The following is a 16,080-nucleotide window of genomic DNA, read 5'->3' on the forward strand; positions in this document are numbered from 1 at the left end:
GGCGATGCCATGGAAAAACTGACATTTTCGCCTGAGGGCATGTGCCCGCTGTACGCGGTAGTGATGATGTCGGGGCTGATCTATCCCTTCTGCTCTGCCGTGGCTGCGCCAGAGAAAACTTATCAATTCAACGATGATTTTATTGTCGGCAACAAAGATAAAATAGACCTCTCAAAATTTAGTACCAATGCCGTCAACGAAGGGAATTATTCTATTGATGTCTATACAAACGGTAATTGGAAAGGCCGCTATGAAATTAAGGTTGAGCAACGCTCGGATAACAGCAAACTGGGCGTCTGTTATACCTCCGCGATGCTTGAGAAATTCGGTATTTCTGCAAGCAAACTTAATGCATCTTTGGCACAACAGGCAGATTTTTGTGGCTACCTGTCACAATGGCGGCAAGATGCAACGATCAGCGACACGTTTAATATTTCGGAACTACGGGTAGATATTTCAGTGCCTCAGATCTACGAGGATCGAATGTTCGTTGGCTATGTTGCGCCCGAACAGTGGGAACAGGGAATACCTGCCTTGAATCTCTCCTATATGGCCAACTACTACAACCGTAATAGCTCGCGCGACAATAGTAATAGCGGCAGTGGTTATATAGGCATCAATTCCAAGTTTAGCTACAATGGCTGGCTGCTCAGGTATGTGGGGAATTTGAGTGCTCAGCAAGGCCAGGGAACCTATTGGCATAATAACCAGACTTACCTGCAACGCGCCCTACCGCAGATAACATCTACAGCGACCGGTGGCCAATTCTTTACCAGCGGCGAGTTCTTTGACAGCGTCAGCCTGCGCGGTCTGCGCCTGAACACCGACGATAATATGTTGCCAGACGGTATGCGCTCTTTCGCGCCGGAGATCCGCGGTGTTGCCATGAGTAACGCGTTAGTGACCGTACGGCAGAATGATTCGGTGATTTACCAAACTCAGGTATCTCCAGGCCCTTTCATCATCGACGATGTTTACCCCTCAGGCTACGGCCACGATCTTGAAGTGAGCATCAAAGAGGCGGACGGCTCGCTTCGTCAATTCAGCGTACCTTTCTCTTCGGTACCTCAATTGCTACGCCCTGGCATGAGCCGCTATAGCGTGGTTGTTGGAAAGGTGGACGACGAGATTTTACGCAACAGAACAACGCTGCTGCAATTACACTACCAATATGGCGTTAATAACCTGCTGACTGGATATACCGGGTTGACCGCATTTAATGGCTACCAGGCATACTTGTTGGGCAGCGCTTTTAATACTTCCTTTGGGGCTTTATCGCTGGATGCTATCCAGTCATACACCACGTTGAAAAGCAGTGACATTCTCTCGGATAAATCATCCTATTCAGGGCAAAGTTATCGAATCACTTTTAATCGGATGTTTCCCAGCACCAAAACCAGCGTAGTGCTGGCGGCTTATCGCTATGCCACAGAGAATTACTTTTCGCTTAACGATGCCCTGCAGATTATTGATAACCCTAAGTGGGGAAGAGATCCCAGCACCTTTGCGCGTGAGAAGTATGGGTTTAGCTATACCCTGAGCCAGGATTTGCCCGACGGTTGGGGCGGGCTCTATTTCAATGGCCGCATCTCAAACTACTGGAACAGAAGTGCGACGGATAAACAGTACCAACTGAGCTACAACAATGGGTGGAAGCGTCTCTCTTATTCGATTGCGCTGCAGCGCAACTATACCTCTTACCTTGGCAACCGTGGCCAGGAAACGCGTGTGTCACTCAACTTTAGCTATCCATTATCATTTGGTGAACGCAACAGCGCCAGCCTGACGTCGGGCAGCATGTTTTCCAACTCCCGCTTTAATAATGCCCAGATCGGGATGAACGGTGCCTTTGGCGATGAGAATAACTTCAGCTATGGCGTTAATCAGTCCGCCAGTCGTTCTGGCAACCATAGCTTTGCCCTGAACGGCACTTACCGAAATCCTAACACCACGCTGTCCGCTAACTATGGGCAAGGCAACGATTACCGACAGGCTGGCGTCAGCGCCAGCGGCTCTTTACTTGTACATCAGGGCGGGATCACCTTGTCGCCGGAAGCGGGAAATACCGTGGCGCTGATCGAGGCTAAAGGCGCACAAGGTGCCACGCTACCCAACGTACCGGGTACGCGTATTGATAGCCGAGGTTACGCCATCTTGCCTTATTTGCGCCCTTATCGGGTTAATGCAGTGGAGATTGATCCGAAAGGAACCGACGATGACATCGTCTTCGATAAGACCTTGGCTAACGTCGTGCCTTATGAAAACAGCGTAGTGCGGGTCAATTTCACAACCCGAGTAGAGAAAAACCGAACGTTACATGCCGTTCTGCCTGATGGAAAAAGCCTGCCATTCGGTGCCAATGTGGTTAACGAACAGGGAAACCCCATCGGCATTGTCGGCCAAGGCAGCATGTTAGTGATCAATGATGAACAGGCGGGGCAGGCATGGGTTAAATGGGCTCGCGGCCAGTGCAGCGTTAGCCTGAAAAACACCGAGAGTCAGGAGGCAATATGTCGGTAGATAAGCTGTTTTCTCTGGCCACGATACTGTCGGCATTCGTTTGTACTTTGGCTTATGCAGACTGTGTACGCGATGAGAGCGTACCAACGATTGATCTGGATATGCATATTGGCCGGGTAATAGTGCAACCCAATGCTCCGGTTGGCAGTGTTCTGGCCTATCGTGAATGGAGTCTGAGCAGAAGTGCGACAATGTATAATTGTACGGGGCCGAATCTTTTTGCTTCAAAAGTGATTGGCCATGATATGCAGGAACTTAGCGACCATGTTTATTCTACCAATGTTCCGGGCATAGGCTTGCGTTTTAAGCGTAGGACGGAAACCGGATACGTACTGACTTATCCAGGCGTTCGGATGGTCACAAATCAGCGATACAGTTACCCAGTCTTTCTTGAAGCGACTACGTTTATACTCGAAGTAATAAAAACGGAACCCATCACCGGCAGTGGCCGCGTTGCAAGCGGCCCTTATACCAGCTATGGCTACATTGGGAGTGACAACCCACAGTTAACCACATCTCTCAGTGCTGATGCCTTGACGATTGTCTCACCCTCGTGTCTTGTGAGCGGTGGCAATAACCAAAGCGTTGATATTGGTACTATCCATCGGAACCAGCTCAGTGGAAAGGGGAGCTTTGCTGGAGGACGTAATTTTGAGCTCAAGTTAAAGTGCAGCGGCGGGGTCAGCTTGTCAGGGTTTGCAGATATCAAGATGACTTTCGATGGCACGCTTGCCACCGGAACCGCTGTTGCGGATGGTGTGCTGATTAACGAGAATACGGGTAGTCAGTCGGCTCAGGGAGTAGGGGTTCAGGTATTAAACGAAGATCAGAGCCCTTTGGAAATGGGGAAACCGCAATTGATAGGAACATTAAATGACAACGAAATACACTACATTACCTTGAAATACTTTGCCCGTTTTTACCAGTATCTGGATAGCATAAGCACTGGAGAAGTTCGATCACATCTTATTTTTAATATTGATTATGAATGAAACTTCAAACGCCGTTATCTCTATGCTGAATAGAGTTAACAGAAAATTTAAGATGCTCGACATACCGAAAATCGAATTGTTTAGAGTGTAGGCTAAAATATTTTAATAATGGTTATTATAAAAAAGAGATAATATGACCTACTTTAACCAAGAGCAAAATCATCAGCTTAATACTGTACGGGTTGCCCTACGTGCATTATGCCTTCGCGAATGTGAGCAAGGGGTATTACCTCCACAAACACGCTGGCCTAGTACTCGTGATGTTGCCAAATGTTGTGATATCTCAATCTATATTGCGCGTTACTATTTAATAAAGTTAGTAGAAAGAAAAAAGGCTTATGTGGCACCGTGCTCGGTTAAAAACAGTTTGCGCTGGTGTAGTGCTGAATTCATAATCTCTGTGGAAGAACACCCTTACCGCCGTAAGATTAATGTGCCAGAAGCCTCACATTGATTATGGAATACGCCAAAGACACTGAGTTAGCAGGCTCATCGGGATTAATAACGGGTCCAGATCTGCCCCTGTGATGGCATTAGGGGCAATTGAGGGACACCGCTTGGTTATTTACTGATAAATGTCGTATTTCATTCAACAACCTTTCGCACTCAGACTGCCCCAAAAATTGTCTTCAACCCTGCTGGGCCTGATGATAATGTCTTGGGGCAGCAATGCCTATTGTTATTGACATCCTTGTCCTGTCATTGGTAGGAGAATGTGATAGTGGTTCTCGCTTTCACGACGCCTGCAACCATGTTTGTGTCTGTCTGAACATATCTTGCCCTTAAAGGGATGGTAAAAGCATCGTTACCCGTGTTGTTGGCAGTGCCGATATACCATTGGTTCAGATTTCCTGCGGCAGAAGAATCTGGGCCAAAGGAGATAGGTGAATTATTTCTGAGTATTTGGATCCCCACACCAGACGCGGTGGTGTTCTCTCCCAAGGTGAGGACATTCCCTGTATTGGCCGGGTTGTTGGCATCCGTCACGGTGGCATACAGATTGACTCCAGCTTCACAGTTGGTCGTTACGGTAAAATTCTGCCCAACGCTTGGCGATGTTCCTACCCCCGAGAACTGGTTCTTACTGACCGGTGGCAATATGACATCTTGCACCGAAGCGCTGCTCAACTGGCAAGTTCTGGCCCTAATGGTCAGTGTTGTAGGGTTTAGCGTCAGCAAACTGCCCCCAATCCCCGTCCCGTCTGAGCCGTTTATTCTCGCTAAAGAACCATAAGCAATATTGTAAACCCCCGCCCTTAGCTGCCCGACAACAATTAGCTTAGCCCGAGCATCGATCCCTAGCCCAAAAGAGTCGCCATTGAAGACCTCAGTTATCGGCTGCCGTAGCGGCTTGTAGATCGAGGTGTTTGTTGGCTTCAAGCCAATAATGATACCAATGCCGGGGACGCTAGTGCTAAATATCGGATAAGTAACGCCATTCTCAGTATAGGTAATACCTGGAACAATATTTGAAAGTGACGGCGTCGTAATGATCCTTAGCACACGGCAGCCTGAGAAATAGTTTGGGGTGCTTATTTCCGCCCCCCAGTTACTTCCTATCGGCTGACCGATTGAAGGGCCATCAGCCGGGCCGTCAAAGGTCAGGGGAGGGAGAGTAATAGCAATGTCCGGTACTGGTGCGCAGGCCGCTTTTGCCTCAGACACCACAACTGCAGCTAACGTCAATGAACATAGTAATAACGCTGCGAGTTTGGTGATTGGTTTATTATTTATCATCGTTTGAGTGTCCATTTAACGTCTTACACTTTATTTATAACTTTAATGGGGTCTTTTGCTCGACGGCGGCACCGTAGTCGTTAACCCAACTGTAGGTGAGGTCGGCTTGCCCCGCAGGCAGAGTACCCGGCCCTTTTAACGTAATATCCTGCGTGCTGAACGGGGCAAGGGTGTATCCTCCGCTGGTTTTGATGCTGGTATTGCCACTTTTCAGGCTTACCGATGCCAGCGAAACATAAAATGGGCTGTTATTACGCACCTGCAAGACAGTGCCATCCTTGCTTGACGCACCTCGTGACCAGGTGAGCGACTCGGCCGCTTTCACCGGGTTCTCAGCCAGCCCCTCTGGGCGGTAAAACAGCTTGATGCGCGAGCGGTAAGCCACCTGCATCACGTTGGCATCGGCATCCTTAGGTAACGGTGGCACGTCAAGCAGATTAAACCAGAACAGGGACTCGCGATCTTTAGGCAGCGACTCACCGGTAAACACCACGCGGAATGCCTGCCCTTTGCCTGGTTCGATACGCACCAGCGGTGGCGTCACCAGGAAAGGCGCATTGGCATTGTCTGCTCTGGTGTTAGGATCTCCGCGATCGACCCACACCTGAGCCAGCGAAGGATCTTTACCCATATTGGTGGTTTTGACCGTAATCTCCCGCTCTTTGGCAGGATAGACCAATCGGGTGCCAGAAATAACAATATTGGCTTGCACTTGAGATACCCAGCTGCACAACACAAGGGAGATAAGAGCAATAATCCGCGTTTTGTTCATGATTGATATCGTCCAAAAAAGGTGATGTTAAGTACACTGCTACCTGTTTATGGCCTATGCCGTCGGGCTATTTCACTTTTGATGGGCCAGGGCAATACACAAGGTCTTCATGTATTTGCCCCGGCATCTATTCAAATAATAGCCGTTATTGGTCAACAAACGAGTCCAGATAGGTTTTAACCGTTCGAGTGCCTGGGTGAACAAACTTACTGCAGCACACACTGTGCGGCGATTTTCGGGTAATTTTGCGAGCCCGCAGAATCAGCTGGCAGGCGATACTGCACTGAACAGCTTTGACCAGCCCCTTGGCCCCATTTCACCACTAACCGCCCCTGCGGGGCCAAGCCACGAGCAAATATCAGGTCACCCTGGCCAACCATAGCCACGTACTGCCCTTTGTCATCCAGCACCTCGGCACCCACAGGGATTGGCTTACCATCTGTGCGGCTGGCTTGAAGCATCACTGCTGCACCGGTATCCGTTTCATATTTCAGCATGGTGATGGCACCATAGCTGGGGGCCACTTGTTGTGAACTGCCGAGGATCTCAACGTCTTGCGATGTGCCCTTAGGATCGAGGGCAATTTCATTCTGGCGGTAAGGCATCAGCCCAGAGACCACCCCATAGCCATTCTTTTGAATGGCTGCGCCAACGTTGTTACTGATGGTCGCTCCTTCTGCTCCCTTAGCCTCAACAACAGCCATGGTTTCCCCCTGGTACTGTGTCAGGTTGACCCCACCAGGGTGCGCCACCACGCTGCCGTTCAACCCCAGGTTCAACTGCCGGTTGTTATTACCGCTGCTGGCACCGGCGCTCATCACCGTATAAGGTGAACGGAATTCTACGTTGCCCCCAACGGTATTAGCGCTGTGGCTATCATTCCGTGAGGTGCTGCCATAGGCGTTGTAACTAAATTGGTTATGTTCACCAGCGGTGCCGCTCAACGTGGTCTGCGCCGTCGTACTGTTTTTGTCACTGCGGTTCAGCGATGTGGTTAGCATCGGTGCCCGTGACTTGCTGCCAAGCGGAATACTGACGCTGGCCAGATATTGCGTATCCGACTGTCCTTTCGAACCCAACGTGCGGCTAACGCCGACGTTAAAGCTGCCCCAACGGTAATTATTACCGTAGCCTGCCTGGAATGTCGTGCTCGTACCTCCGCCATTGTGCCAGTAGTTTTGTGCCGATCCGTTGAAGAACAGGTTGCCATAGCCCTCACCTAATGGCTGGTTAACGTTCAACTGATAGCGGTTGCGTGGACGAGCAGATTCAATACGCTCACCGCTGATACCAAACGCACTCCCATCGTCGCTGAACGTCGGAGTTTTGGTACTGTGTGCCTGGGCGAAGTCGCCAAAGCTCAGGTAACCGTCACTGGAGAAACGGTAAGCCGCCAAGGTGAAGTTGGTGTTTGTCTCCGGCAATAATTTGCTATAGGTAGCGCGATAGCTATGCCCAATCATGTATTCATCTATCCCGCTGGCATTAGCTTTCAGGTCAATAGCGCGTGATTGAGTCACGTCCATTGCCAATGCCCCCAACGGGGTATTAAATGCCAACCCGCCCTGAAAAGCCTGATACTGCTCGGCAATAATTGCGCCTGTATAGACACTCGCCAGATTGTTCAGCCCTTGTTGCCAGGTACCCAACAGGAAGTTGGGGGCATTATCAAGAGTGCTGTCGCGATAGCGCCCCACAGAAACATTGAAGCGAGAAACGCCGGGCCGCAGCAACTGCGGAACAGAGGCATAGCTTTCCGTAAAGCTGCGTGTTTGGCCGTCGGCTTCGGTTATGGTCACCAGCAGATCGCCCGAGAAACCGGTGCTATGGAGATCGTCGATAGCAAACGGGCCGGGAGGCACGCTGGTTTCATATATCACGTTATTACCTTGGCGCACGGTGACCTTGGCATTGGAGTTAGCTATGCCGCGGATCACGGGTGCAAAACCGTTTTCAGTATCTGGGCTCATGCCTGCATCGCTGGTCAACTGCACCCCGGTGAACGGCACGCTGTCAAACTGATTGCCGGGGGTAAAATACTGGCCCACGGAGAGGTTTGCTCTGAGCGGTGCGATCGAGCGTTGTGCATAGGTACTGATAGAGTGATAGTTGCTGTCACCGCTGCTGCTGCCGGTATAGCTGCTGTTGTGACGCAGGCGCCATGCTCCCAGGTTAACACCGCTGTTAAAACCGCCAAAATACTGAGTTATATTGTTGTTATCCCGAGTATTGGTATGAAAGGCGTTAAGGTTATAACCGACAAAGCCAGCGGTAACGCCATGATTCCAGAGTTCGGGGGCAACCACGCCACGGCGTGAACCGATAAACGCCTGAGGCAGGGTAATGTTCAGAACCAGTTCACCAGTATTAGCGCTCAGCTGAAAACCGGGGATGAACTTTTCAACGTCAAAGCACGCCTCATTTTTCAATGCTTTTTGCGCCTGTGCGGCTTCTGGAAGTTTGCCAGCATCAAGACCCCATTGCAGCACCTGCTCTGGGGTGAAGCAATACGAGGCGTTCGCCGCGGGAACGGTATGAGTCACGGCGATCTCCTGACGCCCCACCCACAGTTCGTTAATGTATACATCGAAACGATAGTTGCCGGGGGGCAGAGAGTTGCCGTTGCTGAAACGTGAGAGATCGGCAACCTGGCCGCTAAGGCCGCGGATAAAACCAGCGTCGAACTGTGCAACCTGCGGAGAAGCCGAATCTGCGGCATATGCAGCGCTACTCACCGCCATCGCCAACAGGCTCGTCATAAAAGTGCGACGCGTCTGACGAGGAGTGAGTACATTTTTGAAGCCTGCAAACATAAGTGATTCTCCGATTGAAACATAGACAACGTGGTAACAGAAAGTGACAGATTCCATTTTTTGAAGGCATCAGGGTTCTGCTGCACTCAAAAAATGAGAGGGGGTACCGGAGACCGGCCCCCCTCAAGGGGGATTAGTTGTAGCTCATAGAGAACTCAACTTGTGAAGTAACCTGGCCCGCAGAAGCGTTACCGTCTTTAGAGAAGTACTGCACGTAGAACTGCAGATCACCCGCTGAGTTAGTGATTGGAGTACTAACGGTGTCAACTGCCAGGTTGATAGGCGTGGCATTTTTGTCCAGCAACTGCACTTCTACATTGCTTGCTGCGTTGGTTGTTGCCAGGTTTTTCATGTTGCCGTCAGCACTGATGTTCGGGCCCTGTTCGAATGTGGCGGTTGCGCCAGAGAGGCCGACAGAGCAGTTTGACAGCTCAAAGTTGACTGGAACGCGGCCAGACCAGGCACCTGGATTGGTCAGTGATGACTTGGACAGGGTAGGCAGAGTCACGTTCTGAACCGCTGGGCTGCTCCCGCCGTTGATCAGGCAGGTGCTTTCAGTCAGTTCACCAGTGATGTTGATCTGGGCATCGTAGGCAAAGGCACTGGTGGAGAGAGCTGCCAGGATCACGGTGGCCAGAGTAGTTTTAATAGATAATGCTTTCATGTTGATATTTCCTATTTCTTGACTTGATATAAATGAATGCAGCACTTTATTTACTGCATGTTTTTGTTAAAAAACTATTTAATTTCCGATAGATTGCGAATAGTTCTAAATTGTCCGTAGATTTATAACCCTAGTTATCTAAAACCTATTTCAGAGCAATAAGAGCCACTTAAATCAGTTAAATGCCGATTTGTTATTACCTTTTTAAAGCCTTTCAGATGCTGCCTTCGATAAGTATAATCAGCAAGTAAACTATTTCTTGTTGTCATTACGAGAACGACTTTTCACCCCTCCCGTTCAACATAAGAATATTCTTGCATTCAGAGACAGAAGAAGAAATCAGCAATACCTTATTCTACTGTCACCCTGCGCCTACAGCTGTAGGAAGCAAAGTAGGCAAGAATCTCGATTTGTTATTACCTTTTCAAAGCCATTCAGATGCTGCTTTCAATAAATAGCGTCAGCAAACAAACTATCCCTTATTGTCATTACGAGAACGACTCTTCATCCCCCCCGTTCAACATGAGAATATTCTTGCATTCAGAGACAGAATAAGAAATCAGCATCACCTTATTCTACTGTGGCTCTGTTCCCACCGCTGTAGGAATCATCGTCAGTAAGAAAAAGGGTTCAGCGCTGATAGCGTTATACAGTACCGACCGGGCAACGGTAGGCAATGGAAACGGCATCTGCTCCAGTAGATTTGCCACTCTAATTGGCATATATACCAAAATAATTCGAGTTGTTTGTAGGCGGCAAGCGAGTGAGTCCCCATTAACATAGCCCTACTACATGGCCAGGTGAGCGAATACTGCAAGCCCCCAACAACTTGAAATATGATAGGTATATTGTATCCAGACCTTGCCTGAGTATAGGCTCGTCATACTTCTGATATCAAATACTGTTGCCAATACACAAACTGTCGACTCCATGTCCACGTTGTCATTTAAAGGTAGTTAATTAAACAGTGTGAGCTTTTGTTGGCCCAAAAAAACCGCCACTATCTATATGATAGTGGTTGATTTATCCATGTTTATTAAAACAATAGGGAGGTTAAAGCATAGTTTTAATAATTAGTAGTCCATTACATCACTCATTATTGGAATGGTGGTGATTGTTGCAAAGAAAATTGTTGTTGAAAAGTTATTTTAATTGGGGGTTGAATTTCACCATAAAAAACCAACTTAATAATAAAATGTTTTTTTATTTTCTGTAAGCCTGTCATGTGATCTGTTTTTTTAGTGTTTTGTGCTGATTAATGACTGTATTTTTATTTTATTTACCGAAAATAGGATTTTTACAATGAATTTATCCACAAAAAGAATTTAGGCTATCATAGTAAGTTAATCTCGGAGCGCCTCACGCTGTTATTTCTAAGAACCTATCATTCCTTATGTTACAATAACGTAAAGTGATGATTGGCTTACTCATAGTGCCATTGGTAATTTTTTAAGCCCTTTCATTCGATCGAGTAATGATCGTATATTAAAAATCCTACTAAAAAATCTCATTAACAAATATAATGAATAGGGCGCTGTTCTTGTGATTACCTAAAAATAAATTGTAATTTTACCTAAGAATAATCAATTTCACAAAGAAGTCGAAAGGATTTCTCTTCGATAGCCAAAGAGGAAAGATAGAATTGGTCGCAATATAGGCCGCAATAGCCGCAGCGTATTCAAAAAAACTAACGAAAGGCAGTTGAACTTTGGATTTGACTAAGGGGGGGTGGAATGCCGTCGAGCAGCTTGATGTAAAATTTTTGTACCATGAATGGGCCACCATCTCCCTGTGTGGCCCGAGTCACAAAGATTACTCGCTTTTGCTCCCATCCTGATCGTTGCTGAAGAAGGTATCCAGATTAAGATCGCGATTAATTGTCTCACCATTTAAAGAGCGCACCAACAATTCACTGCCGAGTAGCTGGAGTGAAAGCACTGCATCGGGTTTTACCCGTTTTATCTTGCTCATATTCTGGCTTTCATTCACCAAAGTGATGGTTTTTGTGTCTGCCCCACCCACCTCTTTGGCAGCCAGGATGATAAATGCGTTGACCGCGTCGCTTTCGGTCAAGGCAACAATATATTTTGCCTTTTCAGCGCCAGCCAAGGTTAACGTTGTAACGGAAGAGGGATCGCCCTCAACCACATCGGCGTGCTCGGGAAAAAATTGCTTATTTCCCGGTTCGCAAACCAGGGTGACCTTGCCCCCGCTTTCCGTCAGTCCTTTATAAACGTTTTGCGCCAGCGAAGAGATACCGATAATAATATAGTGATTTCTACGTATCATGTGTGAAAATCGCCCTTTCATAATATGCTGAAGATTTTGACTGATTAGCGAGCCAGCGATAGATGCTACAGATGCAGCAAAGATCGTAATACCAAAGATAATCACCGTTAGCGTAAACATGCGCGCTAACGTGGTATGTGGAGTAATATCGCCAAAGCCGACGGTAGACATGCAGACAATGGCAAAATAAAACGCCGTGGGCAGATCGGTTATCTTAGGGGTGTACTGTTCCCCAAGGTACAATGTTCCCAGCATGCTATAGACAATCAACGAAGCCATACTGGCAATAGCAAAAAAGCTGGTGCTCCCTAAGCTGTGGTGATCGAAACGGCGCCAGAAGATCATCAAGCCGACGATAGTAAGCAGCGAATACCACACCAACGCCGTGACTTGTTTGAAGATAAAGATTTCGACGATGACGATACAACCAAACAGGATCAACGAGAAAAACCAAGCAAGACGTGCCTTCAGAAGCAGGATGATCGCCATAAAGATCAGTACTATGCCAATCATAAGGCGGGGAATATCCATGGTATCGAGAAATCCCATGGTTTCATGCCAAGAGTTGGTGCTATTCAGCAGGTCATGAGAATGCTGCAACAGCCGCCAAAAAATCGGGCTAAGTATCAAGTACCCGTTATGTGCAACCATTAACGCCAAGACTAGCGTGACAGGTATGAAGCGTTCTATCTTTTTCAGGACGTTCATTGAACTCACCGACTTCCCCCACTATACCCAAAAATAAAAAACGCGATGTTTTTTTGAACAACTTTCATGTTGACCGCGAGAGATACTGCTCTGAATTGGGCAAAGTAGCAGAGTCAACACCAAGCAGCTTGAAGTATGATGTATAAACTAATCAAAAAAACACCCCGGATAACAAGCACTCCTCTGCTTCATTGTAGATTCAACCCGCCTTAAACGCATGAGTTTATTATACCGGTAAGCCAATATAGGAAATGTGAAATAATTTTATAAGCATGAATATTCTTTGATTAGATTTGGTGTTGTATTTCCATACTTTATTAATATCAATCATTGAATGTTCATATTACCTTTCTTACTCAATATTTTTATAAAACCAGGTGTAATGAGAGGGGATGAGAAGCGAAGTGAGAGCAATAAAAACCAGACGCAGGTTAAAAATGATTCGAGTGAGCGGGAAAAAACGCAGTGCATTTTGAACGCAATCTGTGTTTACCCCAAAATGGCAAGGCCCAGACTTGGGCCTAGTCACGAAGTAAGGGAGTGAAAAGCTTGATTTGAACTGCTTATGCATTGGGCCCAAGGGGTAAGCCCCAGCTTTGCGGCCGACGATTCCCCGAAGAATAAGCATTACCTTGATTATACGCTTACGACAAACCCATGACGGTAGCAGTAAATAGACAATCCCAGCTAGGTTATAAAGTGAGATTTTTTGACTTTAAAAACATCAGAAATTAGATTGCTTAGCCGTAGAGCGAACTTCTTAGCGTGGTTTATGCTTATAGTGCAGACTCATATATAAAAGCATCATCCTCTTTTCTACTTCTATCGTTTGAAAACATCTTGCTATAGAGTGAAATACGATTGTCGATCTTCAGTTTAAGCATGATATTTCTACGATGAGCGTAAAATGTTTTCATTTTCACACCTAACTTTTCAAGTATGTCAGGGACAGCCATCCCTTCCTGCATGCAGCTCAAAATCTCGCACTCTCGACTTGAAAGATGATGTTTAACGCGATATTTATACCTGGAGTCATTCACAATAATGAACGATAAAATCTCACTTGGTTTGCTCCCTTTGTCTATAAAAGAAATATCCCCCATATCTTTTAAGTAGTAATAGTCAAAGTCATTAGAGATAAACGCAATGACACGCTTATTCTCATCTGGATTAAAGTCGATCTCATTGTAGTTACTATAGTCTACGTCAACAATATAGTAATACTCATCAATCAACTCAGGTGTTAATAGCGCAGAGACACCTACAATAAAAAAGTAGTTGTCTGAAAAAACAGATTTTGACAAGTGCATAAGATTCCCTATATTGGCACCTCTTCTTGATCAATAGATTTTTGTTGCCGTCCATATTTTCTTAATTCAAATCTACATCAAATGAAAAATCATGACATCACAAAATTTAAGCTATTTATTTAACAATTTCAAAAAAAACTTTTACACCTTAAAATTTAATCACACAAGGATAAAAACATTATTTTTTATAAAAAAATAACATATAGTTTCAAAAAAACGGCAAAAAACAGTGTTGCAAACAAATTGAATAATGGGGGTTAAGTCAAATTAATGCACGTTTCTAACAGCCTCTATTTGCAAAATTACAATTATTAAGACCTTTCTTAGCAATAATTCTAACATCGATGCTCTATCATCCCTTTCATTCAATTGCCCTACATTCTTTCATCAATGGTAATAATAAGGAATCAGCTATGCCGGATATTTTTGCCATCTGAATCCTACAGGTATAGGAAGATTGGTAACATGTACATCACCTTTCAAGATAGAGCAAAATTGGCTATGCTACACTGCTCATTAGAGCGTTGAGATATTAGTTTAAAAGAGGGCTGTTGCACACTGCTTCGTGGCTATGTGAGTGTGATGAACATTAATGTGATCTGTAGGGAGATGTTCCTGATGGATGGGACGTGAACTGTTTTACTGGGGCTTCTGGATGTTATCGATGCCAGGCTCTTAAAAAACCTTTCACCCGCGCTTTATCTGAAGGAAATATTTTTGGGTATCATGCTGAAACCTTTTATGATTAGGTTTTTAATTTCACAACATTCATAATGTTAGCGTATTGGTTAAAAAATTTTTTTAGTTAGTGGTTGCTTTACGTCAGATTTGAATCGGGAGCTTATCCCGATAACAAGAGCGATAATGTTACCGTCAGGCACGGATCAAAACTGTGTATGGCTGCTTACGGTCGTGGGTATCGTCACCCCGTCGTGTAACTGTTTTTTGGGGCCTATTCCAACGATTTTATCCCTACAAAATAAGTGATCCGAATATCGCTAAACTTTTGCCAGCCTATGTTTACCACCGGGGAATGGGCAGGCAGTTGCCATAAAATGGCGGACTTTTTTCAGTAATTGCCACAGGGTGCGGCATTGATGATTATGGGTGATTGTCTCGTGTAACGCCTGCCATAGCCACTCAACATGATTCACCCACGGTGAATACACCGGCTGATATATCACACTGAATTTCGGGTCTTCTTTCAGCCAACGCTGTGTTTCCCGGCTTTTGTGGATGATGTAGTTATCCACGATGAGCGTGATTGTTTTTGCCCGCTGATACGTCGCCTTCACCGCCATTTTTTCTTCTTTGCGCGGGTCACGAATATGGAGTGTAGGTGCGGCTCTGCGCCATACCAGACCAGCAGCAGGCAGCCAGCGGCGAACCGTGGAAGCATGTCACTGATAACCGGTTATCTCATTGATTTTTATTGCCATCAGCTCTGTACTCCAGCGTGAACGCTGATAGCCAAAGTCACCTGGCGTGTGTTTCACCGGCTCACGTAAAAACGTGCAGATATGCTCAAAAGGCCAGCAGCGTCCACGTCCGGGGGAAAGCGATTCCAGACCGTCGATACCATAAAGGGTAAACCAGTTAATCCGGCGAATAATGGAAGAACGTGCATGGTTTTTGCCGCGCGTTCTGTGAATCGTTTTTTGCATCAGGCGTCTTTCACTACGGGGTATTGGTGCTATTATCGGCATCGCTCAGTCCGGTTGGTGATTTGTGATGTTTGGCGATTAATCAGATCACACAATCCGGGCTGAGTTCCCTTCAAGTGATCTCTACTATTTGGAACGCTTATTTAGGCAGAAGGCCGTAAGGCTTTCTGCTTTGAGTCGGATCTTTTAATGGTCAGTATCTCTTGTGGTCAGGCGGTAACACCGCAATCCTCTGCTGAAGCATCTTTTTATGAATCGGAGAGACACAGCGTATCTGGGGGCCGAACGATATCTTTAATTGAACGCTCTGTTAAAAAAATGTATACGGAATTAGCCTGTGTTAGATAGCATACTTAATGGGTTGTGAATCTAGTCACAATCCCTCGAAATACTCATAGACAAATAAATTCATTGCAATAATGTAGCATTACGTCTAATGAGGGTTGATATATTATGATTATCTTAAATGGCACATATATAACCTCGAAGTGGTTCAACATTGACCATATGATCGTCAATCATCGTCCTTGATCTCTCCCTTCCTGCTGAAAAATATAAACAAGAATAGATTCAACGTAATCTGTTTTGTTTAGCATGCCCTAAAAAATCAA

General features: G+C 46.2%; 10 protein-coding genes and 1 pseudogene. 4 read left to right on the plus strand and 7 right to left on the minus strand.

The genetic code is table 11. From position 1 onward, the window contains the following. Positions 1-9: 9 nt before the first annotated feature. The 3 genes from BMI79_RS10140 to BMI79_RS23535 all read left to right on the plus strand — a co-directional run bounded on the left by BMI79_RS10140 (position 10) and on the right by BMI79_RS23535 (position 3,966). Positions 10-2,520 (plus strand): fimbria/pilus outer membrane usher protein, encoded by a 2,511-nt coding sequence (locus BMI79_RS10140; protein ID WP_076942009.1) that lies wholly within the window; start codon positions 10-12, stop codon positions 2,518-2,520. Continuing rightward, complete coding sequence (locus BMI79_RS10145) at positions 2,511-3,512, plus strand: fimbrial protein (protein ID WP_076942010.1); 1,002 nt, start codon at positions 2,511-2,513, stop codon at positions 3,510-3,512. The genes BMI79_RS10140 and BMI79_RS10145 overlap by 10 nt, the downstream gene beginning before the upstream one ends. Before the next feature lie 133 nt (positions 3,513-3,645). Continuing rightward, positions 3,646-3,966, plus strand: a complete 321-nt coding sequence (locus tag BMI79_RS23535; RefSeq protein WP_125828775.1) for a FaeA/PapI family transcriptional regulator — start codon at positions 3,646-3,648, stop codon at positions 3,964-3,966. A gap of 245 nt (positions 3,967-4,211) precedes the next feature. On the opposite strand, the gene BMI79_RS10150 is transcribed toward BMI79_RS23535, so the two are convergent. From BMI79_RS10150 to BMI79_RS10180, 7 genes and pseudogenes are all read right to left on the minus strand, one after another. Continuing rightward, a complete protein-coding gene (locus tag BMI79_RS10150; protein WP_083704409.1) occupies positions 4,212-5,264 on the minus strand; it encodes a fimbrial protein in 1,053 nt (350 codons plus the stop codon). 19 nt (positions 5,265-5,283) lie between these two features. After that, positions 5,284-5,961: a fimbrial biogenesis chaperone gene (locus BMI79_RS10155; protein ID WP_241680014.1), complete on the minus strand. Its 678-nt coding sequence runs from the start codon at positions 5,959-5,961 to the stop codon at positions 5,284-5,286. A gap of 266 nt (positions 5,962-6,227) precedes the next feature. Next, a complete protein-coding gene (locus BMI79_RS10160) occupies positions 6,228-8,780 on the minus strand; it encodes a fimbria/pilus outer membrane usher protein (protein WP_076942075.1) in 2,553 nt (850 codons plus the stop codon). 187 nt (positions 8,781-8,967) lie between these two features. Beyond that, the gene (locus BMI79_RS10165) at positions 8,968-9,498 is read right to left on the minus strand and encodes a fimbrial protein (protein ID WP_083704410.1); all 531 of its coding nucleotides are present in this window, start codon (positions 9,496-9,498) and stop codon (positions 8,968-8,970) included. 1,812 nt (positions 9,499-11,310) lie between these two features. Beyond that, the gene (kch, locus tag BMI79_RS10170) at positions 11,311-12,495 is read right to left on the minus strand and encodes a voltage-gated potassium channel protein (RefSeq protein ID WP_076942013.1); all 1,185 of its coding nucleotides are present in this window, start codon (positions 12,493-12,495) and stop codon (positions 11,311-11,313) included. A 776-nt stretch (positions 12,496-13,271) separates the two neighbouring features. Next, positions 13,272-13,805: a helix-turn-helix transcriptional regulator gene (locus BMI79_RS10175; protein WP_076942014.1), complete on the minus strand. Its 534-nt coding sequence runs from the start codon at positions 13,803-13,805 to the stop codon at positions 13,272-13,274. Between the two features lie 998 nt (positions 13,806-14,803). Then, positions 14,804-15,511: pseudogene (locus BMI79_RS10180) on the minus strand (transposase). 411 nt (positions 15,512-15,922) lie between these two features. On the opposite strand from BMI79_RS10180, the gene tnaC reads away from it, so the two are divergent. After that, a complete protein-coding gene (gene tnaC / locus BMI79_RS24570; RefSeq protein WP_076942077.1) occupies positions 15,923-16,000 on the plus strand; it encodes a tryptophanase leader peptide in 78 nt (25 codons plus the stop codon). Positions 16,001-16,080 lie beyond the last annotated feature (80 nt).

Source organism: Serratia oryzae (assembly GCF_001976145.1).
Lineage (GTDB): Bacteria > Pseudomonadota > Gammaproteobacteria > Enterobacterales > Enterobacteriaceae > Chania > Chania oryzae.

Coding starts and splice junctions, on each gene's coding strand:
- BMI79_RS23535 (WP_125828775.1), top strand. CDS start 3,646: ATGACCTACTTTAACCAAGAGCAAAATCATCAGCTTAATACTGTACGG.
- tnaC (WP_076942077.1), top strand. CDS start 15,923: ATGATTATCTTAAATGGCACATATATAACCTCGAAGTGGTTCAACATT.
- BMI79_RS10140 (WP_076942009.1), top strand. CDS start 10: ATGGAAAAACTGACATTTTCGCCTGAGGGCATGTGCCCGCTGTACGCG.
- BMI79_RS10165 (WP_083704410.1), bottom strand. CDS start 9,498: ATGAAAGCATTATCTATTAAAACTACTCTGGCCACCGTGATCCTGGCA.
- BMI79_RS10160 (WP_076942075.1), bottom strand. CDS start 8,780: ATGACGAGCCTGTTGGCGATGGCGGTGAGTAGCGCTGCATATGCCGCA.
- kch (WP_076942013.1), bottom strand. CDS start 12,495: ATGAACGTCCTGAAAAAGATAGAACGCTTCATACCTGTCACGCTAGTC.
- BMI79_RS10150 (WP_083704409.1), bottom strand. CDS start 5,264: ATGGACACTCAAACGATGATAAATAATAAACCAATCACCAAACTCGCA.
- BMI79_RS10175 (WP_076942014.1), bottom strand. CDS start 13,805: ATGCACTTGTCAAAATCTGTTTTTTCAGACAACTACTTTTTTATTGTA.
- BMI79_RS10145 (WP_076942010.1), top strand. CDS start 2,511: ATGTCGGTAGATAAGCTGTTTTCTCTGGCCACGATACTGTCGGCATTC.